A 21,504-nucleotide genomic window follows, 5' to 3' on the forward strand; every position below is an offset into this window, starting at 1 on the left:
CATCCGGCAGATTTGCGCCTGCTCGGACGCGAGACGGGCTAAAGTGCGCGGACGAGCGGGAGGCTGCGCAAGAGGCGGCTCACTCCGCGCTCGATCACAGAAGCGTCCCGCGACCTTGCAGACCGGGACTGAATTGGAAGGATATGCGCCATGGCTGGCAGCGTGAATAAAGTCATTCTGGTGGGCAATCTCGGCAATGAGCCCGAGGTGCGGACCCTGCCGAGCGGCGGCAAGGTGGTGAACCTGTCGATCGCGACATCCGAACGCTGGCGCGACCGCAATAGCGGTGAGCAGCGCGAAAAGACCGAATGGCACCGCGTGGTGATCTTCTCGGAAGGTCTTGCCAAGGTCGCTGAGCAATATCTGCGCAAGGGCAGCAAGGTCTATCTCGAAGGCCAGCTCCAGACGCGCAAATGGCAGGACCAATCCGGCCAGGACAAATATTCGACCGAGATCGTGCTTCAGGGCTTTAACGCCTCGATGGTGCTGCTCGATGGCCGCGGCGATGGCGCCGGCGCGGGTGCAAATGAAGGTGGCGGCGGTGGCTATGGCGGCAATGATGGCGGCTTCCGCGGCGTCAGCAATTCCGGCGGTGGTGGTGGCGCACGTCGTCCCTCGTCCAACGCGCCGGCTTTTGAATCCGGCGGTCTTGACGACGACATCCCGTTCTGAGGATTTTGATCAAAAGGGTCGCTTCGGCGGCCCTTTTTGTTGGTTAGGCTGACGGGGCAGAGGGGCGCGACAGCACATAGGTGGCGCAGGCGCCGAGGACGACCGCGACGAGCAGCGCCAGCCATGGGCCTGGATGGGCACTGATCCAGAAGAGCACATAACCGAGCGCCATGCCGGAGCAGGCCAAGGCTTTTGCGCGCGGAGCGATGACGCCGTGAGTGCGCCAATTGGTGATGGTAGGGCCGAGGATGGGGTGACCGAGGAGCCAGGTTTCCAGTCGGCGCGACGATTTCGAAAAACACCAGGCGGCAAGGATCAGAAATATCGTAGTTGGCATCAGCGGCAGGAAGGCGCCGATGATGCCGAGAGCGGTCATGACGAGGCCGAGGGCGAGATAGACCGCCCGCATGGTGCGCGTCTTGGCGAGGGCCGATTGCGGTTCGCTCATGAGTTGTCGGTGTCCAGCCAGATCGTCACCGGACCATCATTGACCAGCGCGACCTTCATGTCGGAGCCGAAGATGCCATTGGCAATAGGGGCGCCGGTTGCGGCGAGCGCCTCGGAGAAATGCGTGTAGAGCGCGTGACCGCGCTCGGGTGGAGCGGCGCGCGAAAAGCCGGGTCGATTGCCCTTGGTGTCGGCCGCGAGGGTGAACTGGCTGATGACGAGAGCGCTGCCGCCAATGTCAAGCAGCGAGCGGTTCATGCGGCCGTCATCGTCCTGGAAGATGCAGAGTTTTGCGATCTTTTGCGCCAGCCAGGAGGACTTTTGCTCGGTGTCCTCCTGCATGGCGCAAATCAGGACGAGCACGCCCGGGCCGATCTCGCCGGTGATGGCACCATCGACGGTAACGGAGGCGGACAGGACGCGTTGAATGAGGGCTCGCATGGGTGTGGTTTAGCGCCGGATGTGCCGGGTGCCCAGCGGAGATGTGTGGCGGGGAACTTTGGTGATAAAGGCGAACTGCAACTTGGTGGATTCCGCAAAACCTAGCACTACAGGCGCCGTTTGCCTTCAATGCCTTGGGAATCTTTGAGCTTCTTCAAACTCAGTTCTTCCCTCGGGTTCGACCCGAGGTCACTGGGGGAGTTAGATGCTTTTGTGGGTGGGCGAGTGGCCCTCGGGTCAAGCCCGAGGGAAGAGCGGTGGGTGGGGTGAATACACTGGAGGTGGCTAACCTCTTGTGCTTGCTTGGCTTTGAACCTCAACTGCTCGCATCCGCCGCATCATTTTGACCGTTGGCGGCACCCTGCGGCAAGAACTAGCAACTATTGCAACGTCAGTTCCGCGGAAGCGAAATCTCTTGTCTCGAGCAACAGCATTGCCGTTTTCATGTCCATACCCCGCGCAAGCTCCCGCAGTGCCAACCCTTACCGTGTAAACGGCACCTGCGCCGTCAGGCTGTCGCCGGATTCGACGTAGACGACCTCGAAGGACACGCTCATGGAGTCGTCGTTGAGGGCGATCTGGGAGGAGATGTTCATCTCCTTGCCCTCTTCGTCGGGGGTGCGTTCGCGGAGGTTGAAGACGAGGCCACCGCCGCGTTTTTGCCCGACAGCGATGCCGGAGAAGGTTGCGTTGGAGGTCATGGCGGCTTCGTAGCGGCGCGACGCGTCGACATAGGCGATGGTGCCGGCGACGGAGAGATTGGTGCCGGCGAGAGTGCAGCGGCCGCTATAGTTGATCTTCTCCTGATTGCCCTGGGTCAGTGAGAGGCGGCAGACGACGGATTCGGTGGCGGCGCCGACCAGCGTGCCGCGGCCGCGCCATTCACCGATATAGGATTTCAGCAGCGCCACTTCCGCGGGGCCCGCATAGGCGGGCGCCACGGCAATGCCGGTCGAAACCACTACGGCAGCAAAAGCAAGGGCGCGCGAAACGGGTCCGAAATGGGTCATGGTGCAAGGCCTCCAGATGTCACAACGAGCGCCCGGGCTGGTTATCGACGGATCAAAGAACGGCGCCGGAATCGGCGTTGGTTATGGTTATGCCACGGCTTTTCGAGAGCGAGAACGGGCCTCAAGCGGGACGAGGGGCTTCCCCTTCAGTTCCGCCTTCACCTGTGACCGTATCGCCAGTCGGATCGTCCGGAGTGGCGTCGTGATCGGCCGTGCGGACGCGGATCTTGCCCAAGGGATGAAAGAACTTGCCGCCGGCCATAAGGAGCGCAGGCAAGATGAAGAGATCGCCCAGGATGGCGAGGGCCAGCGTGACGACGAAGAGCGAGCCGAACAGGGCAACCTGCGGCAGTTCGGAGAACATGATGATCGCCGTGCCGGCGCAGAGAATGATGGTGGTCGCGACAATGGCGCCGCCGATGCGGAGAAGCGTGTGCTGCACCGCGTCCTCATGAGTGCGACCCTCTTCGCGGCGCCCGTGGAGATAGTGGGATAGGAAATGCACCGTGTCGTCGACAGCGATGCCGAAAGCGATCGTAAGGGCAATGACGGTGGTGAGCTGAAGACCGGAGCCGGACCACCAGAGCCAAGCCTCTGTTCCTAGAATGGGAAAGAGATTGGGGATCGCAGAGGCCAATGCGACGCGGAAAGACTGGAAGGCAAAGCCGATCAGCGCGAGATTGACGAGCACGCTGAGCGTCAGGTCGAGCTGTAGACCGCGGACGATATTGTCTGTGGCGAAGGTCGTGAGCACGCGGAAACCGCCGACTTCGGCATCGGTAATACCGGCGGAGACGAGTTGGCTTTCGACGCGGGCCACGAGATCCTTGAGCTTGTCGCTTTCCATGATGGTGGGCATGAAGCCGGTAACGAGGGCCTGCGAACCGTCATCGGTAACGAAGCGGCGCCGCATAAAGGGGCCCACGGCCTCGAGCACCTCGCCGCGGGTGAAACCGGCGTCCGTGTAATTGGACATGCTTGCAGCGGAAATAACCTTTTTCTCGCCGAGCTCCTTTTCGAGGATGTCGTGGACAACCTGGATACGCGCGAAATCGACCTCGCCGACATCCGGGTTGTGCTCGATCAGGGGCACGCGAATGTAGAGCGGGGCGACGCCGCCGACACCCTCATCAATGTTTTCGGCCGCGGTGAGGGCGGTCGATTCATTGGCGACGAAATCCTCGAATGAAAACCGCGGCTGGATGAGAAAATAGGGGATCAGCAACAGACCGGTGGCGACAATGCCGGCAATGGCGATCGGCCGGCCAAAGCGGCTGGCGAGGAACCAGGACAAGGGCAGGGGAGCCGTCAGCACGACGCTCGACTTCGGCGGCGCCTTGAAACCCATGCGGATGGCGAGCTTGAGCAGCAGCGGTTGGAAGGTCATCGAGCAGGCAAAGAGCAGGAAGGAGCCCATGGCGCCAGCCATGGAGAATTCACGCACGCCTTGGCCCGGCGTTAGGGAGAGCGAGGCGAAGCTGACCATGGAAATGAGCATGGTCAGGGCCGTGGCGGGACCAACGAGCTTGATGGTCGCATCGACCGCCTTGTTGGGCTCCATGCCGTCGCGCCAATAGGCGAGCCAATTGAAGGTGAAGAACATCGACTCGGCAAAGGAGATCACCAGCACCAGCGTCGTGACGATGATGGTGAGGAAGGAGAAGGAGCCGAAGAAGAGAAGGATCATGCCCATAGACCACATGACCGCGAGGAACGGCGTTGCGGCGACGATCAGCGCGCCCGCAATGGAGCGGAGGGCGAGAAGGGCAATGATGGAGCCGAGTGCGAAGCCGTAGACCGTGAACTTGACCTGATCGTCCACGGCGGCATTGAGCATTTCCGTGGTCCAGACCGGCGGGCCGGTGATCTCGATCGAGAGGTCATCGTTCTGGAACGGCGCGATCGTGGCCCGCAGGTTCTCGATCATCGCTTTTGCGCCGCGCTCTTTGACCAGATCCTGATTGGGGAACATGATCATCACCACGCCATCGAGATCGGGCGTGATAAGATTGCGCATCATTGGATCGTTTTGCTGCAGATCCATGAGGGCGAAGGCAACCTCGTCGGCCGTCTGCAGACCTTCGGGCACGGCCGGGACAGAGCCGCCGCCGGGCGATGGCTTGCGCAGCGTGAAGGGTGACATGGTGCCGACGGCATATTCATTGAGCTCGAGCTCAAAGGCGAGGTTTCGGACCTGCTCGATCACCTCGGGCTCGGCGAGCTTGGGCGAATTGACGAGAATATAGAGGTCGTTCTCGAAGGTGCCGAATGTTTCCGAGAGGTGCTCGTAGGCGTCGTAATAGTGGCCCGAATGGGCATAGACGCGCAGGAGATCGCCATCGACATTGGCGCGCGGGATCTGGGTGAAGCAGAGGACGGAAAAGATCAGCACCGCGAGCGCCATGAGGCGCGGGTAGCGGACGGTCGTCAGCCCGATCTGTTCAAGACCAAAGCCGATGGAACGATCATAAGTCAGGCGGGCCAGAAAACGTTTGAACCAGGAAGGGGAAGACACGACGGGCCCGACTCCGCACGCTGACGATCTGACAGAATCTCTATGTGGTTATGAAAGGTGCGTCCAGCGGTCGCGGGGCGGGCAGGGTGGCGCGGCCAGAGTGGGGCCGCGCCAGAGGGCTTATGCGCCGAGGGCGGCTTTGTTTGCCGTGATGAAATCGGCAAAGGTCGTCGGCTTCTTGCCGGTATAGCGTTCGACGGTGTCGGTGACGACGCCATGGTGGCCGGTGACGGCGTCGCGCTGGAAGGCGACGAGAGCGCCGGCAAAGCCTTCGGGGAGGCCGGCGGCGACGAGACCCTGCTGAAGCTGCGGTGGCGTGATAGCCACAACCTGGACGGGCTTGCCAGTCAGCTTGGCGAAGAGTTCCGCACGTTCGACATTGGTGATCGGCGCTGCGCCCGTGACGTCTTCGACCGTCTTGCCTTCGGCATCGAGCAGCGCACCTGCGGCAGTCTTGGCGGCATCGGAGCGGGTGACGTAGGACGTGCCACGGTCCCCGATGAGGCCGAAGAGCTGGCCCGAGGAAATGACGTGACCGGCATCGGCCAGCGTGTTCTCAGCATACATGTGATTGCGCAGGATCGTGAAATCGAGGCCGCTGGCGGCGATTTCCACTTCGGTCCAGAAATGCTCGGGGTTGAGACCGGCATCGGCATCGGGGCGCGCGGCTGGCGCAGAAGTGTAGACGATGTGCTTCACACCGGCGGTTTTGGCGGCGGTAATGATTTCCTTCTGCTGCTCGGCGCGGCGACCGACGGCATCAGTGCTGACGATGAGAAGGCGTTCGACGCCCGCAAGCGCGGTGGACAGCGTCGACGCATCGTCAAAGTCGAGCTTGCGGATTTCGGCGCCCTTGGCGGCCAGGTCTTCAAGCTTCGACGGGTCGCGCGTGCCGGCGATGACGCGGGTGGCGCCACGGGCCAGCAGTTCTTCGACCGCGAGGCGGCCCAGATTGCCAGAGGCGCCGGTGACGAGAAGGGTCGCGTTGCTGAACTTGCTCATGTCATTCTCCATAAATTTCTCTGCTTCGACTCGCTTGCTCCTGTGCATGGAGGAGAGTAAGTATCGAAAGGAGAGTGCTATCTAGGTCTTTTAGGAAAGACTGAAAAGGAGGCACTTTTTCGGGTGAAGATTACCTTGAGGTAAGTGCATGCAAAATGCGACGGGATTGGCCGAGACCTATATCGAACGCTGGAGCGCAGCGGCAGACCTCAGCGGGCCGTGCCCGGTGCGCGATGTGCTCGACAAGATCGGCGACAAGTGGAGCATGCTGCTGGTGATGACGCTCGCCTGCGGCCCCAAGCGCTTCAATGAACTGCATCGCGAAGTACCCGACATTTCGCAAAAAATGTTGACGCAGACGCTGCGCGATTTGCAGCGCGATGGGCTCGTGTCGCGCCATGTCTTCGACACCAAGCCGCCATCGGTGGAATATCGGCTGACTGATCTGGGACACTCGCTCATCGTACCATTCGGCCAGTTGATCGAGTGGGCGAACCAGAGCATGCCCTCAATCGCGAAATCGCGCGTGTCGTTCGATAAGGTCGCTTAGCTCGGAAAAGTCCGGAGTTTTCGCAGGCGGGCTGGCGCGGCAGCATGTTTGCGCTGGCGTTCGGCAGCCTTGCAGTCACGAATAATCCGTCGCACGCGGCGGAGCACGCCGATGCCGACGCCGTCCCGCGCGAGAAGCTCGGGGCCCTCCATCTTGTCGATTTCGCCGAGGGTCGAGAGCCCGGCTGCCTGCAAGCGTTTGCCGATGCCGTCGGTGTCGCGCAGGTCGATGACCGCAATCGTCTGCCAGGTTTGTGCGCCGCGAAGCCAGGCGCGATAGGTGTCTGCCATACTATTCCAATTTCGACTTACCGATGCCGGGCCAACGTTTTAGTCTCAACCCGGGTTCACAGCCTCTACACTTTGCACAGCGCACAGATCCATTCGTTTCCGGAGGTCATCATGGATTTCGCCACACCCAACCTGCCATCCCGCAGCTTCGACGCGACCGAGGACTTTTACCGTCTGCTGGGATTTCTGCGCAGCTATCGCGATGACGGCTGGATGATCCTCCAACGTGGCACAATCCAACTGGAGTTCTTCGCGCACCCCGACCTCGATCCGGCAACGAGCTGGTTTAGCTGTTGTCTTAGGCTCGATGAGCTCGACCAATTTTATGATGCCTGCCGGGCGGCGAACCTGCCTGACACGCGCACCGGCTGGCCGCGCATCCATCCGCCGCGGCGCGAGTCATGGGGCGGAACGGTCGCGGCTTTGATCGATCTCGACGGCACGCTGCTGCGCCTGATCCAGAACTGAAGCGATCTCCACAGCCGAATGCCCATAAATTGGCATTTTTCGCCGAGATCGCCTATCATTTGCGGAACAAGAATCAACGTAGAATCACCCCGTGACAGATACGCCTCAAGGTGCGAGCGGCGACATCGCTCCGATCTACATCACCGACGAAATGCGCAAGAGCTATCTCGACTACGCGATGAGCGTGATCGTGAGCCGCGCCCTGCCGGATGTGCGCGACGGGTTGAAGCCGGTGCACCGCCGCATTCTCTTCTCGATGAGCGAAAACGGCTACGAATATAACAAGCCGTTCCGCAAATCGGCCCGTGTCGTCGGCGACGTTATCGGTAAATACCACCCGCATGGCGACAGCGCGGTCTATATGGCTCTCGTGCGTATGGCGCAGGAATTTTCGATGGGCGAAATGCTCGTCGAGGGCCAAGGCAATTTCGGCTCGGTCGACGGCGATATGCCGGCGGCCATGCGTTACACCGAAGTCCGTATGCGCAAGATCACGGGCTTCATGCTCGACGATCTCGACAAGGACACTGTCGATTTTCGCGACAACTATGACGGGTCCGAGCGCGAGCCGACCGTCTTGCCGGCGCGGTTCCCAAATATGCTGGTCAATGGCGGCGGTGGCATCGCCGTGGGCATGGCGACCAATATCCCGACGCACAATCTCGCCGAAACGATCAACGCGGCTCTGGCTGTGCTCGATAATCCCTTCATCACCACGGAAGAACTGATCGAAGTTCTGCCGGGTCCGGATTTCCCGACGGGCGGCATCATTCTCGGTCGCGCAGGCATCCGCCAGGCGTATGAAACCGGACGCGGTTCGATCATCGTGCGTGGGCGCTCGACCGTCGAGGAAGTGCGCAAGGAACGCGAAGCTATCGTCATCACCGAGATCCCGTATCAGGTGAACAAGGCGACGATGGTCGAACGCATTGCCGAACTGGTGCGCGAGAAGCGCATCGAAGGCATTGCCGATCTTCGCGACGAATCCAGCCGCGAAGGCATGCGCGTCGTCATCGAAGTGAAGCGCGATGCGCTGCCCGATGTGGTGCTGAACCAACTCTATCGCTTCACGGCGCTGCAATCCTCGTTCGGTTGCAACTTCGTGGCGCTCAACGGCGGCAAGCCGGAGCTGATGAATCTCAAGCAGATTCTTGATTGCTTCATCGCTTTCCGTGAGGAAGTGGTGACGCGTCGTGCGCGGTTCTTGCTCAACAAGGCCCGCGATCGCGCCCATATCCTCGTCGGTCTCGCCGTTGCCGTGGCCAATATCGACGAAGTCATTGCGCTCATCCGCACCGCGCCCGATCCGGCGACGGCCCGCGAGCAGTTGATGACGCGCCGCTGGCCTTCGGCCGATGTCGAGCCGCTGATCAAGCTGATCGACGATCCGCGGCACCGCATCAATGACGACGGCACGTTCAACCTTTCGGAAGAACAGGCCCGCGCCATCCTCGAACTGCGTCTTGCGCGTTTGACCGCTCTCGGTCGCGACGAAATCGGGGAAGAGCTCAATGGGCTCGGCGCCGAAATCGAAGATTATCTCGATATTCTTCGTTCGCGTGAGCGGGTTCGCTCGATCATCCGCGAAGAACTCGAAGCCGTGCGCGAAGAGTTCGGCCGTCCGCGCCGCACCGAAATCAGCGACCATGCCGCCGATTTTGACGACGAGGACCTGATCGCGCGCGAAGACATGGTCGTGACCGTCAGCCATGCCGGTTACATCAAGCGCGTGCCGCTCTCGACCTATCGGGCGCAGAACCGCGGCGGCAAGGGCCGCTCTGGCATGTCGACGCGCGAAGAAGATTTCGTGGCGCGGCTGTTCGTTGCCAATACGCATACGCCGGTGCTGTTCTTCACCAGCCGCGGCATAGCCTATAAGCTCAAGGTCTGGCGCCTGCCGCTTTCGGCGGCCAATGCCAAGGGCAAGGCGCTGATCAATATCCTGCCGCTCGAGCAGGGCGAGCGGATCACCTCGATCATGCCGCTGCCCGAGGACGAAACCTCGTGGGGCAATCTCGACATCATGTTCGCGACGACGCGCGGCACCGTGCGCCGTAACTCGCTCGCCGATTTTGTCGAAGTGCGCCAGAACGGCAAGATCGCCATGAAACTCGATGATGGCGATGAGATCGTCGGCGTCGATACCTGCACGATCAACAATGACCTGTTGCTGACGACAGCCCTGGGTCAGGCCATCCGCTTCCGCGTCGACGATGTGCGTCTCTTCAAGGGCCGCGATTCCATGGGCGTGCGCGGCATTCAGCTTGCCGATGGCGACAAGGTCATTTCGATGGCCGTGATCAACCACTCGGACGCCGATGCCGAGCAGCGCGCGGCCTATCTCAAGATGAGCCGCGCGGTGCGGGGTGAAGCCGAGGCCGAAGAGCCGAGCACGGACGAAGCCGATGTCGTGGCCGGTGCGCTTGAGCCGGAACTCTATGCGTCGATGAGTGCCAGCGAGCAGTTCATCCTCGCCATTTCCGAGAATGGCTATGGCAAGCGCACCTCGAGCCACGAATACCGGATCACCGGGCGTGGCGGTAAGGGCATCGTCGCCATGGCGGTCAACAAGCGCAATGGCAATCTGGTCGCGAGCTTCCCGGTGGAAGACGAAGACCAGATCATGCTGATCAGCGATGGCGGCCAGACCATTCGTCTGCCGGTGGGCGGCGACAAGCCGATCCGCATCGTCAGCCGCGGCAGCCAGGGCGTCATCGTCTTTGATACCGCCGATGGCGAAAAGGTCGTGTCGGTCGAGCGGATCAGCGAGCCTGAAGGCGACGAGGAAGACGGTGGCGAGGCGCCACCACCACCCGAGACCACAGAGAACTAGGATCGGGGGCGCTAAGGCGCCCCTCGTCTTTTCGGGGGCTGATCGACCGCAAAGCCAATCCGAAGATCTCGATATCTTCCGCGCCAAGCTGGAGCGTGCGTTATGAGTGATGGTCAAAAAGCCAATTATGGCGCACTTCTGAAACTGCCGTTGCCACGGCGTCTGGCGCTGGCCAGCGTGCCGGCTGACTTTGCGGACTGGCTTGATTATGCGGCCGTGATTGCGCTGGTCGTCTATGCCTGGGGCGAGGGGCCGTTGGCGCTGGCTCTTTTTGCTCTCGCCCTGAGCCTGCCCTACGTGCTGGTGGGGCCATTTGTGGCGGTGTTTGTCGACCGTGCGCCGATCCGCACCGTGCTCATCTTCAGCAATCTCGGGCGCGCATTGGCAACGTTGAGCTTGGCATTCACGGGTGACACGCTGGTTCTGCTAGCGCTGGTTTTCGTGCGTGGATGCATCGATTCCGCTTTTACCCCGGCGCGGCAGGCGGCCATCCAGACCAGTACGCCAGAGCATCTCCGTGGCGTTGCCAATGGCTTGCACCAGGCGATCAACCAGACATCCAAGATCGCGGGCCCGGCAATTGGCGGCTTGCTGCTCGTCGTCTGGCCAGCGCAGAATATTTTTGTGCTCAATGCGGCGCTGTCGCTGACGGCGACGCTAATTGCCGTCTCGCTCGTTTTGCCGCCGCGGCCACCGTCAACCGAAGAGCGCGGGCGTTTCTTCACCGAGTCACTCAAGGGTATCAGCGAATATCGACGCGGCCGGCGATTAATGGTGGCGCTGATCTTTGCCTCCTGCGCCTATTTCGCCTTCTTCCTTTATGACGCGCTGATCGCGCTTCTGGCCAAAGGCTTTGGCTTCGACGAAACCGCCTTTGGCCTCGCGATTTCCGCCGCGGGATTGGGTGGGCTGCTGGGGGCACTCGTTGCGGGTCAAATGGCCGGTAAACGGCCGATGCCCACCATGGCATTGGCAGCCGTCATTTCAGGGGCGACGACCGCGGCAGTGGCTGCCTCGGCAATGATGGGCTGGACCGTGCAATTGCCGGCGTTTCTCCTGGTGCTGTGCTTCATGGGTGGAGCGACGGCGTTCATGCTTGTGCCCTATCGGACCATCGTTCAGACCGACGCACCGCCGGACCGGATTGCGCGCGTCTTTGCGGCGGGCGAAGCGGTGATCACCATGACCATGCTGTCCGCGCCATTGATCGGCAGCGCGATCGCGAGCCATTGGGGGACGCCGGCGGCGTTTCTTGCCGGGGGTGTGCTGCTGCTGGCTTTGGGCGCCATCACCCTTGTTGCGCACCGCGTAGATTGACCAAGCGATCAGACCCGCGCCTAGGCTGCGCGGCGGAGGACTTGCAAGCTCTCTCGATATTTGCTTGCTGATCAGGCTGCTGGAGAGCCGTCATGATCGACCCTGCTATTCTTGTTCCTTATATCGGTGCCTGCTTTTTGCTCGCGATCGTGCCGGGGCCTACGGTGACAGTCATCGTCGCCAATTCACTGTCGCGCGGCACGTCGGCAGGGCTCGCGATCATCGCGGGGACGCAGGCGGGCTTTTTGGTGATGACCATCATCGTCGCGCTCGGCATGCAGGCAATGGTCGCCTTCATGGGGGCAGCCTTCGATTGGCTTAAATTGATTGGCGCGGCTTACCTGATCTGGCTTGGGATCAAGATGTTTCTGAGCGATGGGCATCTCGGCGTGGCGGAGACGGATCGGCGGAAATCGATCGGCCGGATCGCATTCGAAGGGTTTCTGGTCCTGATTTCTAATCCTAAGGTCCTGATTTTTCTCGGAGCCTTCCTGCCGCAGTTCGTCGATACCTCGCGCCCGGCTTTTCCGCAGGTGCTGATACTCGGGCTGATCTTCATGCTTGTCGCTGCCTCGACAGACAGCGTCTATGCCCTGCTTGCCGGTCGAGCACGGAGTGTCTTGAGTGCTGCGCGGGTGCGTCTCGTTGCCCGTGGCGCGGGCGTGCTGCTGATGTTCGGCGGCGTCTGGCTCGCGCTGCAGAAGCGGGCTTAGTTGCCTGCGCCAACGCTTTGCACGGTGGCAACGCTTCGTGGTCCCCACGCTTGCCACGCATCGCGCCGCGTGACAAAAACCATTTGAAAACAAGAGGGAGGGGCAGATGAACGCTCTCGTTGGATTCTATCCGGGCTCGTTCGATCCACTGACCAATGGGCATCTCGATGTCATCGAGCGCGCTTGCAAGCTGGTCGATACGCTGGTGGTTGGCGTTGGCGTCAGCGCCACCAAGAAGAACCCGCTTTTCACCCATGAGGCGCGGTTTGCGATCCTGGAACAGGCGCTTGCTCCGGTCGGGCTGCGCACCAATACGGTTTTCAAGATCGTGGATTTTTCTGGCCTGATGGTCAATGCGGCCCGTGAGCATGGCGCCAAGCTCATCATTCGCGGCCTGCGCGACACCACGGACTACAATTATGAAATGCAGATGGTGGGCATGAACGCGCAGATGGCGCCGGACCTGCAGACCGTTTTCCTGCCCTCGAGCCCACCCGTGCGGCATATCTCGGCCACATTGGTGCGTCAGATCGCCGAGATGGGCGGGGATATTTCCGCCTTCGTTCCGCCAATCGTCTTCAAGGCCCTGAAAGCATCATGATGACCATTTCCCGCCGCCTCTTCTCCGGCCTCGCTCTGGCTGCCCTCGTCGCGACCGCCGCGCCTGTCATGGCGCAGGAAGGCAAGCCGCACCTGATCTTGACGCTCGAAGACGGCACGGTTGATATCGAACTGCTGCCTGAACTTGCGCCGAAGCATGTCGAGCGCGTCATCGAGCTGACCAAGGAAGGCGCCTATGACGGCGTGGTGTTTCACCGCGTGATCGACGGCTTCATGGCCCAGACCGGCGACGTGCAATATGGCAAGTCCGGCGCGCCGGGCTTCAACCTGTCGCAAGCCGGCATGGGCGGTTCGGACAAGCCGGACGTCGAAGCCGAGTTCAATTCCGAGAGCTTCCAGCGCGGCGTTGTCGGCGCGGCCCGCTCGCAGGACCCGAACTCGTTCAACTCGCAATTCTTCATAACCTATGCCGATGCGAGCTTCCTCGACGGCCAATACACGGTGTTCGGCAAGGTCGTTTCCGGCATGGAAGCTGTCGACGCGCTGGAAAAGGGCCCACAGGAAGCCAATGGCGCCGTGGCCAATCCGGACAAGATCGAGAAGGCTGTGATCGAGTATAAATAAGGGTTGCGGCGATTGCCGACACCCCCTCCCAGCCTCCCCCATCTAGGGGGAGGTGTCGGGCTGGTGGTGGGGCGAGATCGAGCCAAATACTCGATGTAGCACCTCCCCCTTGATGGGGGAGGCCGGGAGGGGGTGCCCCCGATGCTCCCTCAAAACCTTGCGCTCTCCAACCATTCGGCCTAAATCCGGGCCACCTCTTTTGAACGAAAGCGAAAATCATGGCAGATTACGCCGATCCCGAAAACACCCTCGTCATCGAAACGACCAAGGGCAATGTGGTTATCGCGATGCGTCCAGACCTGGCTCCCGGCCATGTCGATCACATCAAGAAGCTGGCCCGCGAAGGCGCTTATGACGGCGTCGTGTTTCACCGCGTGATCGACGGCTTCATGGCCCAGACTGGCGACGTGAAATTCGGCAATTCCGAAAAGCCCGATTTCAATCCGTCGCGCGCCGGCACGGGTGGTTCGCAGTATCCGAACCTCAAGCAGGAATTCTCGGCCGAGCCGCACGTTCGTGGCGTTGCCTCGATGGCCCGCGCTCAGGATCCGAACAGTGCCAATTCGCAGTTCTTCATCTGCTTCCAGGACGCGCGCTTCCTCGACCGTCAGTACACGGTCTGGGGTCAGGTGATCGAAGGCATGGAAAATGTCGACCAGATCAAGCGCGGCGAGCCGGTGATCAATCCGGACAAGATGGTCTCGGTCAAGGTCGCGGCCGACATCGCAGAATAAGTGAACTGGCGGCTTTCATAGCCGCCAATTTTTTGCCTGGGCCCAAGCGGAACGTTCGAAGTTGAAGATGGATACTCTCCTCTGGGCGCTGATGGGCGTCTTTGCGGGTGCCTGCATTGCCGTGCAGGCGCCAATCAATGCCAGCCTCGGACGAGCCCTCGAAGTGCCGATCGCGGCGGCGGCGGTGTCCTTCCTGGCGGGTGGCGTGGTGCTCTGGGCGCTGGCTTTCGGCTATAGTCATCTGACGGCGACGCCAATCAATTTTGCGGCTCCCGCGCAGTGGACATTGGTGGCCGGCGGCCTGCTCGGTGCGTTTTACGTATTCTCCAATATCACCCTGACGCCGATGATTGGCGCCGCGGCGGTGATGGCGCTGTCGGTGGCCGGGCAGTTGATGGCGGGGCTTATGCTCGACAAGGTCGGGTTCATGGGCATGGCCGTGCGCGAGATTACCATGGGCCGCGTGGCCGGTGCCGCTCTCTTGATCGTCGGTGCGGTGATGATCCGCGTGCTCTAGGCATGGCTGCTGTTCGACGCGTTCGGCAACTTCGGCGTTAGTGACCCGTTCCCGCCCGCAAGAAGGCATGCTATCGAGCCATCATGCGTGTATCCGAATTCGACTTTGACCTGCCCGAAACTCTGATCGCCCTCCATCCGGCCGAACCGCGCGATTCTGCACGGCTCTTGCTGGTGCGGCCGGGCGAAAAGCTGGAAGATCGGCATATCCCGGATCTGTTGGATATCCTGGAGCCGGGCGACGTGCTGGTGGTCAATGACACGCGCGTTCTGCCGGCCGAACTCAAGGGCAGCCGCATCCGGGGCGAATTGCGGGCCAATGTCTCGTTCAACCTTCACAAGCGGGTCGATGCGCATACCTGGCGCGCTTTTGCGCGGCCGGCCAAGAAGCTGGCGCTGCTCGATGAGCTGGAACTGGGCAATGGTCAGGCTGATGCGCTGAAGGCCCGCGTCGCCGGCAAGGGCGATACGGGAGAAGTGACGCTCAAATTCGAACTCGGCGGCGCAGCGCTCGATGAAGCCATCAAATCCCATGGCGCCATGCCGCTGCCGCCCTATATCGGCGCCAAGCGCGGCGTCGAGGAACGCGATAAGGTCGACTATCAAACTGTCTATGCGGCCGAAGATGGCGCCGTTGCCGCGCCGACTGCGGGGCTGCATTTCACCGAGCGGCTACTGCAGCAATTGACCGAGCGCGGCGTGACCATGGAACGCGTGACGCTGCATGTCGGGGCAGGGACCTTCCTGCCGATGAAGGCGGAAGACACCGACGACCACGTGATGCATTCGGAATGGGGCGAGATCGATCAGGCGACGGTCGAGCGCATCAATGCCAAGCGCGCGGCAGGTGGTCGGGTCATTGCCGTCGGGACGACAAGTCTGCGGCTGCTGGAAACGGCCTCGCGCGCAACAGGTACCCTGCAGCCCTTCATGGGCGACACCGACATCTTCATCACGCCCGGATTTCGGTTTGGGACGGTCGATGTGCTGATGACCAATTTCCATCTGCCGAAATCGACGCTCTTCATGCTGGTCAGCGCCTTCGCCGGTTTCGACACCATGAAGGCGGCTTATGCGCACGCGATAGCAAACGGTTACCGGTTCTATTCCTATGGCGACTCCTCGCTACTGTTCCGCGATCGGTCGCGCGACAGGGATGACGATATTTGACGGGCAAACGCCGCCCAATCGTCCGCTATACCAAGCGCATCGTTTCCGTCCTTGAGACCATCTCCGCTGGGGGTGACGAGAAGCTGACCTTCGATCGGCTGATCGAGGCAATGGGGCCGGGCGCGCATCGGCTGCTGATCCTGATGCTGACGCTGCTCAACATGATTCCGGGTCCGCCTGGATTCGGCGGCACGCTGGCCTGGACGACTTTTGCCGTCGCCCTGTTCATGGTGCTCGGGAAGCCGATCCGGCTGCCGAACATTATCGGCCACCGGAAGCTACCAATTGCGCCGCTGCTGAAAGGTAGCCAGCAGGTCGTGAAAGTGACGGGGATCATCGCCCGCTTTTCCAAGCCGCGCATGCGCTGGCTGACCGGCGCCGCGGCGACTGTGCCTTATGGCATCTTCGCCATGGTGATCAGCGTCGCGATGACGGTGCCGATCCCATTCGCCAATGCCGTGCCCAATGTCGGGCTCTGCGTGCTGGCATTTTCGATGCTCAATCGGGATGGGGCCGGCGTGATCGCCGGCACCCTGATCTGTCTGATCGGTCTAGGCGTGGAAGTCGCCCTGGTCCTGGCGGCGCTCAACCTCGGCGGCAGCGCCTGGAACGCGGTCTTCTAGCTTAACCGGCGGCGCTTTCGTGGACGAGATTGCCGGAGAAGCCGCATGAGGCGCCGTGATATTCGAGGCACCCGTCGCGCTCTTCCATCACCACTGTGCCATCTTCATTGAAGGTGAGGCCGACTTCGCAATAGCGCTCGGAAAACATCGGCGAGTCGCTTTCCGGATCGTACATTTCGTTCTCGACGAAGAAATTGCCGCCGCCTTCCGAGAGCAGCACTTCGCCCTCGATGCCGCCGGCGCAGCCCGGCATGTCGTTTTCCATGGGCACGACGGTTTCGATCGAAATGCCATAAGCGTCGTCTTCGATGTGGTTCAGCTCAAGCGTCAGATCGCCTTCACCGCTCCCGAGATAGGTGCCGCTATAGTCGGTAGCGTCCTGGGCAAAGATGGGCATGGAGGTGCCGAGCAGGGCGGCAGCGAGAAGCGCGGTGCGGAACATTGAAACCTCAACAGTAATCACAGGTTTGCGATTTGCGCAGGGGAGCATGGCGAAAATCCGGCATGATGGATCTGCAACCATCTCAAGGCTGGAGATTTTCGACAACGGAGCCGCAAACAGGAGCGCGTCGTGCAGGAAGCCGAAATCTTTGGAATCTCAACCGCCTGGATCATAGCCAATGTCTGGTCCATGGTCATCGCCATCGTCGTCCTGGTGGCTGGTTGGATCATTGCCAACCTCGTCTCCCGCTACGTCACTGGGCTCATGAGTTCGCGGCTGCGCAATAATGCGACGGTCGCGCCGCTGGCAGGGCAGGCGGTGCGCTATGGCATCCTGTTCGTCACCATCATCATCGTGCTTGGACAGTTCGGCGTCGAGACGGCGTCGATTCTTGCAGTGCTTGGTGCGGCCGGCTTGGCGATTGCTTTGGCCTTGCAAGGCACGTTGTCCAATATCGCGGCCGGGATCATGCTGGTCTTTCTGCGGCCCTTCAACACCGGCGACTATATCGATGCTGATGGCATTGTCGGCACGGTCGTCGAGGTTGGGCTTTTCGCGACGCAATTGCGAACCATCGATGGGCTGTATCTTTTCGCGCCGAACTCGAAACTCTCGAATGCCAAAATCATCAATTACAGCCGCGAAAAATCGCGCGTGGTCGAGGTGAAATTCAACGTGCCGCGCGCGGCCAATCTCGATGCGGTGCGCGCTGCCATCGGCACGGCGCTCGCGACGGAGTTTTCGGATGAGGGCATGAAGTCGGAAATCTGGCTCGATACCCTGGCCGATACCAATATGACGCTTGCGGCCCGCGTGCCGGTGCGGAGCAGGGATTGGTGGGAAGCCCGCTCGATCATCCAGGAGCGGATCAAAACCGTGCTGGAAGAAAACAACAATTTCGCGCCGGCAGCCGCCTGAGCTTTTGATCGCATTGCACATGGGGCAGGGTCTTTCTTCCTGCGGGCCAACCCGCTAGAACCCGCCCCATGAGCACGACGAGCAAACTAGTAACCTTCTCCCTCACGGCGAGCGACGGCATGGCCCGGCGCGGCCGCATCGACACGCCCCGTGGCGAAATCAACACGCCGGCCTTCATGCCCGTGGGCACGGCTGGCACCGTGAAAGCGATGTATCCCGAGCAGGTCCGCGAGACCGGCGCGGATATTCTCCTCGGCAACACCTATCACCTGATGCTGCGTCCCGGCGCCGAGCGCGTCGCGTCGCTTGGCGGCCTGCATGATTTCATGGATTGGCAGCGCCCGATCCTGACCGATAGTGGCGGCTTTCAGGTCATGTCGCTGGCAAAGCTCCGGAAGCTGACGGAAAAGGGCGTGACCTTCAAATCGCATATCGATGGGTCGTCTTACGAACTGACGCCGGAGCGCTCGATCGAAATCCAGACGCTCCTTGATAGCGACATCATCATGCAGCTTGACGAGTGCATCGCCCTGCCGGCGGAGCGCAAGGAAATCGAGCGGGCGATGGAACTGTCGCTGCGCTGGGCAGATCGCTCGAAGACCGCCTTCAACAACCAGCAGAACCGAATGCTCTTCGGCATCGTGCAGGGGGGCGACGACGCAGAACTGCGCGCCAAATCGGCAGCCGGTTTGAAATCGATTGGCTTTGATGGTTATTCGATCGGCGGTCTGGCCGTGGGCGAGCCGCAGGAAGTGATGTTCCGTGTGCTCTCCGACATCACGCCGGAACTGCCTTGGGACAGGCCACGCTATCTGATGGGGGTCGGCAAGCCTGACGATATTCTGGGCGGCATCGAGCGTGGCGTCGACATGTTCGACTGCGTGCATCCGACGCGCGCCGGGCGACACGGCCATGCCTATACGCGCTTTGGCGTCATCAACCTGAAGAATGCGCGGCATAAGGATGATCACCGGCCGCTCGACGAGGCATCGCCCAACCCGAACTGCCGGCGCTGGAGCCGCGCCTATCTCCACCATCTGGTAAGGACGGAAGAGATTTTGGGCGCAATGGTGCTTTCGCAGATCAACCTTGCCTATTATCAAGAGCTGACTGCGGGCGCGCGGGCGGCGATCGAGGCCGGCCGCATGGCCGATTTTGCGGCCGAAACGCGCGCCGCCTGGGCTGCCGGCGACCTGCCGGTCCTATAAAAATTCCACTTGGAGAAGACTGTCATGGCAAAGTCGGGACGCAAGGCCGGGTTCGAAACGCTGGGCAAGCTCAAGAAGGCGATCGAGAGCCAGCCGATGCGGCTGTTGTTCGCCGAGGACCCGAACCGCTTCCAGCGGTTCTCCGCCAGCGGCGCTGAAATCCTCCTCGACTATTCCAAGAACCGCGTCGATGAAGAGGTGATGACCGCCCTGTTCGACCTGGCGCGCGCTGCAGGTGTCGAAGAACGCCGCGCCCAGATGTGCGAAGGCGAGCATATCAACATCACCGAAGACCGCGCCGTGATGCACATGGCGCTGCGCTATCAGGGCGACAAGCCGGTCGAAGTCGACGGCAAAGACGTCATGCCCGATGTGCGGGCTGTGCTCAAAGCCATCGAGAGTTACACCAACGCGGTGCGTTCGGGCGAAATCCGCGGCCATGGCGGCGAGCAGATCACTGACGTCGTCAATATCGGCATCGGCGGCTCAGACCTTGGCCCCGTCATGGTCACGCTGGCGCTCGCGCCCTATACGCGGCCAGACCTGCGCGCCCATTACGTGTCCAATGTCGATGGCGCCCATATCCACGACACGCTGAAGGGGCTCGACCCCAAGAAGACACTGTTCATCGTGGCGTCCAAGACCTTTACGACCGACGAAACCATGACCAACGCCCATTCGGCGCGGAAGTGGCTGGCCGACGCGCTGGGCGAAGAGGCGGTGCCGAGCCACTTTGCGGCGGTGTCAACCAATATCGAAGGCTGCGCCAAGTTCGGGATCAACGAAGACCGCATCTTCGGCTTCTGGGACTGGGTCGGCGGCCGCTATTCGGTGTGGTCGGCGATCGGCCTGCCGGTGGCACTGGCCGTCGGCTACGACAATTTCGCAAAGTTCCTCGCCGGCGCCGATGCCATGGACCGGCATTTCCTCGAAACGCCGCTCGAGAGCAATCTGCCCGTCATCATGGGCTTGCTCGGTGTCTGGTATCGCAATGCGTGGGGTTTCTCGACCCATGCCGTGCTGCCCTACGACCAGCGGCTGAGCCGTTTCCCGGCCTATCTGCAGCAGCAGGATATGGAATCCAACGGCAAGTCAGTGACCCTGAATGGCAAGGACGTCGGCTGGTCGACGGGCCCCATCGTCTGGGGCGAGCCAGGCACCAATGGCCAACACGCGTTCTACCAGTTGATCCACCAGGGCACCGACGTCATCCCCTGCGATTTCCTGATCGCTGCGCAGCCGCATGAGAGCCTGCCGCCGCATCACGACAAGCTCGTGGCCAATGTTCTGGCGCAGTCCGAAGCCTTGATGCTGGGCAAGACCTCGGAAGAGGTTGTCGACGAACTCAAGGCTGAGGGCCTCGACAAGGACAAGATCAAGGAACTGACGCCGCATAAGGTGTTCCCTGGCAATCGTCCGTCCAACACGCTGTTTTACAAGCAGCTTACCCCGCAAATCCTCGGTTCGCTCGTCGCGCTTTATGAGCATAAGGTCTTCGTGCAGGGCGTGATCTGGAACGTTAATTCCTACGATCAGTGGGGCGTCGAGCTTGGTAAGCAACTTGCCAAGGCGCTGCTGCCGAAGGTGCAGGGAGAGGCGAGCGGAGAAGGGCACGACAGCTCGACCCAGGGCCTTCTCAAATACTACCTCGCCAACAAGGCTTGATCATTGACCATCACGACTGACGAGCAGCTCGAAAAGCTGAAAGCCATTGGTCGGATCTGCGCTGTGGCCCGCGAGGCCATGGCGGCAGCGATGCGGCCGGGCATGACGACGCTCGAACTCGACGAGATCGGCGCGAAAATCCTGGCTGAGCACGGCGCGATTTCGGCGCCGATCCTGACCTATGATTTTCCCGGTCACACCTGCATCTCGGTCAACGAGGAAATCGCCCATGGCATTCCTGGCGACCGGATGCTGCGGGAAGGCGATCTCGTCAATATCGACGTGTCTGCCGAATTGAATGGGATCTTCGCCGATTGCGGCGCGAGCTATGTGCTTGGCAAAGGCGACAAACGGCTCGATACGCTCTGCCGCGATGGCAAGAAGGCGATGTGGGCGGGGATCAATGCGGTCAAGGCAGGCGCACCGCTTGGCGATATCGGCACAGCCATCGGCAAATTCGCGAAGAAGGGCGGCTACACGCTGATCACCAATCTCGCGAGCCATGGCGTCGGCGATAGCCTCCACGACGAACCGGGCGAAATCCCGACCTGGCCGGATCGCTCGGAGCGCCGGAAGATCGGGAATGGACTGGTGTTCACCATCGAGCCGTTCCTGTCGCTCGGTGGCCGCTATGCGGCGCAGAAGTCGGAAGACGATGAGTGGACGCTGGTGAGCGATCCAATGGCGCCCTGTGTGCAATATGAGCACACGGTTGTGGCGACGCCGCGTGGCGCGCTGGTGGTGACGCTGGCGGCCTGATTATTTGGTTGGGCCAGTCGATAGCC

At 61.3% G+C, this 21,504-nt stretch carries 23 protein-coding genes; 16 read left to right on the forward strand and 7 right to left on the reverse strand.

Features of this window, described 5'->3' with window-relative positions; all coding sequences use genetic code 11:
• Window positions 1-150 precede the first annotated feature (150 nt).
• Window positions 151-672, forward strand: coding sequence for a single-stranded DNA-binding protein (ssb, locus tag ASE94_RS09485; RefSeq protein WP_061907444.1), 522 nt, complete (start codon window positions 151-153; stop codon window positions 670-672).
• 43 nt (window positions 673-715) lie between these two features.
• Here ssb and ASE94_RS09490 read toward each other — a convergent pair whose 3' ends face one another.
• The 5 genes from ASE94_RS09490 to ASE94_RS09510 all read right to left on the reverse strand — a co-directional run bounded on the left by ASE94_RS09490 (window position 716) and on the right by ASE94_RS09510 (window position 6,087).
• Window positions 716-1,120 (reverse strand): YbaN family protein, encoded by a 405-nt coding sequence (locus ASE94_RS09490; protein ID WP_062630211.1) that lies wholly within the window; start codon window positions 1,118-1,120, stop codon window positions 716-718.
• Window positions 1,117-1,560, reverse strand: a complete 444-nt coding sequence (dtd, locus tag ASE94_RS09495; RefSeq protein ID WP_062630212.1) for a D-aminoacyl-tRNA deacylase — start codon at window positions 1,558-1,560, stop codon at window positions 1,117-1,119. Before dtd ends, ASE94_RS09490 begins: the two co-directional genes overlap by 4 nt.
• A 482-nt stretch (window positions 1,561-2,042) precedes the next feature.
• The gene (locus tag ASE94_RS09500; RefSeq protein ID WP_062630213.1) at window positions 2,043-2,570 is read right to left on the reverse strand and encodes a hypothetical protein; all 528 of its coding nucleotides are present in this window, start codon (window positions 2,568-2,570) and stop codon (window positions 2,043-2,045) included.
• A gap of 121 nt (window positions 2,571-2,691) precedes the next feature.
• The gene (locus tag ASE94_RS09505; RefSeq protein ID WP_062630214.1) at window positions 2,692-5,085 is read right to left on the reverse strand and encodes an MMPL family transporter; all 2,394 of its coding nucleotides are present in this window, start codon (window positions 5,083-5,085) and stop codon (window positions 2,692-2,694) included.
• Between the two features lie 120 nt (window positions 5,086-5,205).
• Complete coding sequence (locus ASE94_RS09510; RefSeq protein ID WP_062630449.1) at window positions 5,206-6,087, reverse strand: SDR family oxidoreductase; 882 nt, start codon at window positions 6,085-6,087, stop codon at window positions 5,206-5,208.
• Between the two features lie 148 nt (window positions 6,088-6,235).
• On the opposite strand from ASE94_RS09510, the gene ASE94_RS09515 reads away from it, so the two are divergent.
• On the forward strand, window positions 6,236-6,637 hold the full coding sequence (locus ASE94_RS09515) for a helix-turn-helix domain-containing protein (protein WP_061907375.1): 402 nt from the start codon (window positions 6,236-6,238) through the stop codon (window positions 6,635-6,637).
• Here the strand turns inward: ASE94_RS09515 and ASE94_RS09520 are convergent.
• Window positions 6,634-6,927 carry a hypothetical protein gene (locus tag ASE94_RS09520; protein ID WP_062630215.1) on the reverse strand — a complete coding sequence of 98 codons (294 nt, stop codon included), beginning with the start codon at window positions 6,925-6,927 and terminating at the stop codon, window positions 6,634-6,636. The genes ASE94_RS09515 and ASE94_RS09520 overlap by 4 nt on opposite strands.
• Before the next feature lie 108 nt (window positions 6,928-7,035).
• Between ASE94_RS09520 and ASE94_RS09525 the strand changes: the two genes are divergently transcribed.
• From ASE94_RS09525 to ASE94_RS09570, 10 genes are all read left to right on the forward strand, one after another.
• Window positions 7,036-7,395 (forward strand): bleomycin resistance protein, encoded by a 360-nt coding sequence (locus ASE94_RS09525; protein ID WP_062630450.1) that lies wholly within the window; start codon window positions 7,036-7,038, stop codon window positions 7,393-7,395.
• A gap of 91 nt (window positions 7,396-7,486) precedes the next feature.
• Entirely contained in the window at window positions 7,487-10,228 is a 2,742-nt protein-coding gene (gene gyrA / locus ASE94_RS09530) for a DNA gyrase subunit A (RefSeq protein ID WP_062630216.1), read from the forward strand.
• Between the two features lie 102 nt (window positions 10,229-10,330).
• Window positions 10,331-11,545 carry an MFS transporter gene (locus ASE94_RS09535; protein ID WP_062630217.1) on the forward strand — a complete coding sequence of 405 codons (1,215 nt, stop codon included), beginning with the start codon at window positions 10,331-10,333 and terminating at the stop codon, window positions 11,543-11,545.
• A 92-nt stretch (window positions 11,546-11,637) separates the two neighbouring features.
• Entirely contained in the window at window positions 11,638-12,258 is a 621-nt protein-coding gene (locus ASE94_RS09540; RefSeq protein WP_062630218.1) for a LysE family translocator, read from the forward strand.
• 106 nt (window positions 12,259-12,364) lie between these two features.
• Window positions 12,365-12,859: a pantetheine-phosphate adenylyltransferase gene (gene coaD / locus ASE94_RS09545; RefSeq protein ID WP_061907369.1), complete on the forward strand. Its 495-nt coding sequence runs from the start codon at window positions 12,365-12,367 to the stop codon at window positions 12,857-12,859.
• A complete protein-coding gene (locus ASE94_RS09550; protein ID WP_200913631.1) occupies window positions 12,856-13,443 on the forward strand; it encodes a peptidylprolyl isomerase in 588 nt (195 codons plus the stop codon). The genes coaD and ASE94_RS09550 overlap by 4 nt, the downstream gene beginning before the upstream one ends.
• Window positions 13,444-13,661: 218 nt before the next feature.
• Window positions 13,662-14,177 (forward strand): peptidylprolyl isomerase, encoded by a 516-nt coding sequence (locus tag ASE94_RS09555; RefSeq protein WP_061907368.1) that lies wholly within the window; start codon window positions 13,662-13,664, stop codon window positions 14,175-14,177.
• Window positions 14,178-14,244: 67 nt separating this feature from the next.
• Entirely contained in the window at window positions 14,245-14,694 is a 450-nt protein-coding gene (locus tag ASE94_RS09560) for a DMT family transporter (RefSeq protein ID WP_062630219.1), read from the forward strand.
• An 83-nt stretch (window positions 14,695-14,777) separates the two neighbouring features.
• Window positions 14,778-15,863, forward strand: coding sequence for a tRNA preQ1(34) S-adenosylmethionine ribosyltransferase-isomerase QueA (queA, locus tag ASE94_RS09565; RefSeq protein ID WP_062630220.1), 1,086 nt, complete (start codon window positions 14,778-14,780; stop codon window positions 15,861-15,863).
• Window positions 15,860-16,486, forward strand: coding sequence for an exopolysaccharide biosynthesis protein (locus tag ASE94_RS09570; protein WP_062630221.1), 627 nt, complete (start codon window positions 15,860-15,862; stop codon window positions 16,484-16,486). The genes queA and ASE94_RS09570 overlap by 4 nt, the downstream gene beginning before the upstream one ends.
• A 1-nt stretch (window position 16,487) precedes the next feature.
• Here the strand turns inward: ASE94_RS09570 and ASE94_RS09575 are convergent, their stop codons facing one another.
• Window positions 16,488-16,928 (reverse strand): hypothetical protein, encoded by a 441-nt coding sequence (locus tag ASE94_RS09575; RefSeq protein ID WP_062630222.1) that lies wholly within the window; start codon window positions 16,926-16,928, stop codon window positions 16,488-16,490.
• 129 nt (window positions 16,929-17,057) lie between these two features.
• Between ASE94_RS09575 and ASE94_RS09580 the strand changes: the two genes are divergently transcribed.
• From ASE94_RS09580 to map, 4 genes are all read left to right on the forward strand, one after another.
• On the forward strand, window positions 17,058-17,846 hold the full coding sequence (locus tag ASE94_RS09580) for a mechanosensitive ion channel domain-containing protein (protein ID WP_062630223.1): 789 nt from the start codon (window positions 17,058-17,060) through the stop codon (window positions 17,844-17,846).
• A gap of 68 nt (window positions 17,847-17,914) precedes the next feature.
• Window positions 17,915-19,054: a tRNA guanosine(34) transglycosylase Tgt gene (gene tgt, locus ASE94_RS09585; RefSeq protein WP_061907362.1), complete on the forward strand. Its 1,140-nt coding sequence runs from the start codon at window positions 17,915-17,917 to the stop codon at window positions 19,052-19,054.
• Between the two features lie 24 nt (window positions 19,055-19,078).
• Entirely contained in the window at window positions 19,079-20,719 is a 1,641-nt protein-coding gene (gene pgi, locus ASE94_RS09590) for a glucose-6-phosphate isomerase (protein ID WP_062630224.1), read from the forward strand.
• A gap of 3 nt (window positions 20,720-20,722) precedes the next feature.
• Window positions 20,723-21,478 (forward strand): type I methionyl aminopeptidase, encoded by a 756-nt coding sequence (gene map / locus ASE94_RS09595; RefSeq protein ID WP_062630225.1) that lies wholly within the window; start codon window positions 20,723-20,725, stop codon window positions 21,476-21,478.
• The last annotated feature ends 26 nt before the right edge of the window (window positions 21,479-21,504 follow it).

This window comes from Devosia sp. Leaf64 (assembly GCF_001421945.1).
Taxonomy (GTDB): Bacteria; Pseudomonadota; Alphaproteobacteria; order Rhizobiales; family Devosiaceae; genus Devosia.

Excerpts from the sequence above, each read along its gene's own strand:
- ASE94_RS09555 (WP_061907368.1), top strand. The coding sequence starts at position 13,662 with ATGGCAGATTACGCCGATCCCGAAAACACCCTCGTCATCGAAACGACC.
- ASE94_RS09490 (WP_062630211.1), bottom strand. The coding sequence starts at position 1,120 with ATGAGCGAACCGCAATCGGCCCTCGCCAAGACGCGCACCATGCGGGCG.
- dtd (WP_062630212.1), bottom strand. The coding sequence starts at position 1,560 with ATGCGAGCCCTCATTCAACGCGTCCTGTCCGCCTCCGTTACCGTCGAT.
- ASE94_RS09510 (WP_062630449.1), bottom strand. The coding sequence starts at position 6,087 with ATGAGCAAGTTCAGCAACGCGACCCTTCTCGTCACCGGCGCCTCTGGC.
- ASE94_RS09500 (WP_062630213.1), bottom strand. The coding sequence starts at position 2,570 with ATGACCCATTTCGGACCCGTTTCGCGCGCCCTTGCTTTTGCTGCCGTA.
- coaD (WP_061907369.1), top strand. The coding sequence starts at position 12,365 with ATGAACGCTCTCGTTGGATTCTATCCGGGCTCGTTCGATCCACTGACC.
- tgt (WP_061907362.1), top strand. The coding sequence starts at position 17,915 with ATGAGCACGACGAGCAAACTAGTAACCTTCTCCCTCACGGCGAGCGAC.
- ASE94_RS09535 (WP_062630217.1), top strand. The coding sequence starts at position 10,331 with ATGAGTGATGGTCAAAAAGCCAATTATGGCGCACTTCTGAAACTGCCG.
- ASE94_RS09550 (WP_200913631.1), top strand. The coding sequence starts at position 12,856 with ATGATGACCATTTCCCGCCGCCTCTTCTCCGGCCTCGCTCTGGCTGCC.
- ASE94_RS09520 (WP_062630215.1), bottom strand. The coding sequence starts at position 6,927 with ATGGCAGACACCTATCGCGCCTGGCTTCGCGGCGCACAAACCTGGCAG.
- ASE94_RS09575 (WP_062630222.1), bottom strand. The coding sequence starts at position 16,928 with ATGTTCCGCACCGCGCTTCTCGCTGCCGCCCTGCTCGGCACCTCCATG.
- ssb (WP_061907444.1), top strand. The coding sequence starts at position 151 with ATGGCTGGCAGCGTGAATAAAGTCATTCTGGTGGGCAATCTCGGCAAT.
- ASE94_RS09560 (WP_062630219.1), top strand. The coding sequence starts at position 14,245 with ATGGATACTCTCCTCTGGGCGCTGATGGGCGTCTTTGCGGGTGCCTGC.
- ASE94_RS09540 (WP_062630218.1), top strand. The coding sequence starts at position 11,638 with ATGATCGACCCTGCTATTCTTGTTCCTTATATCGGTGCCTGCTTTTTG.
- pgi (WP_062630224.1), top strand. The coding sequence starts at position 19,079 with ATGGCAAAGTCGGGACGCAAGGCCGGGTTCGAAACGCTGGGCAAGCTC.
- ASE94_RS09515 (WP_061907375.1), top strand. The coding sequence starts at position 6,236 with ATGCAAAATGCGACGGGATTGGCCGAGACCTATATCGAACGCTGGAGC.
- queA (WP_062630220.1), top strand. The coding sequence starts at position 14,778 with ATGCGTGTATCCGAATTCGACTTTGACCTGCCCGAAACTCTGATCGCC.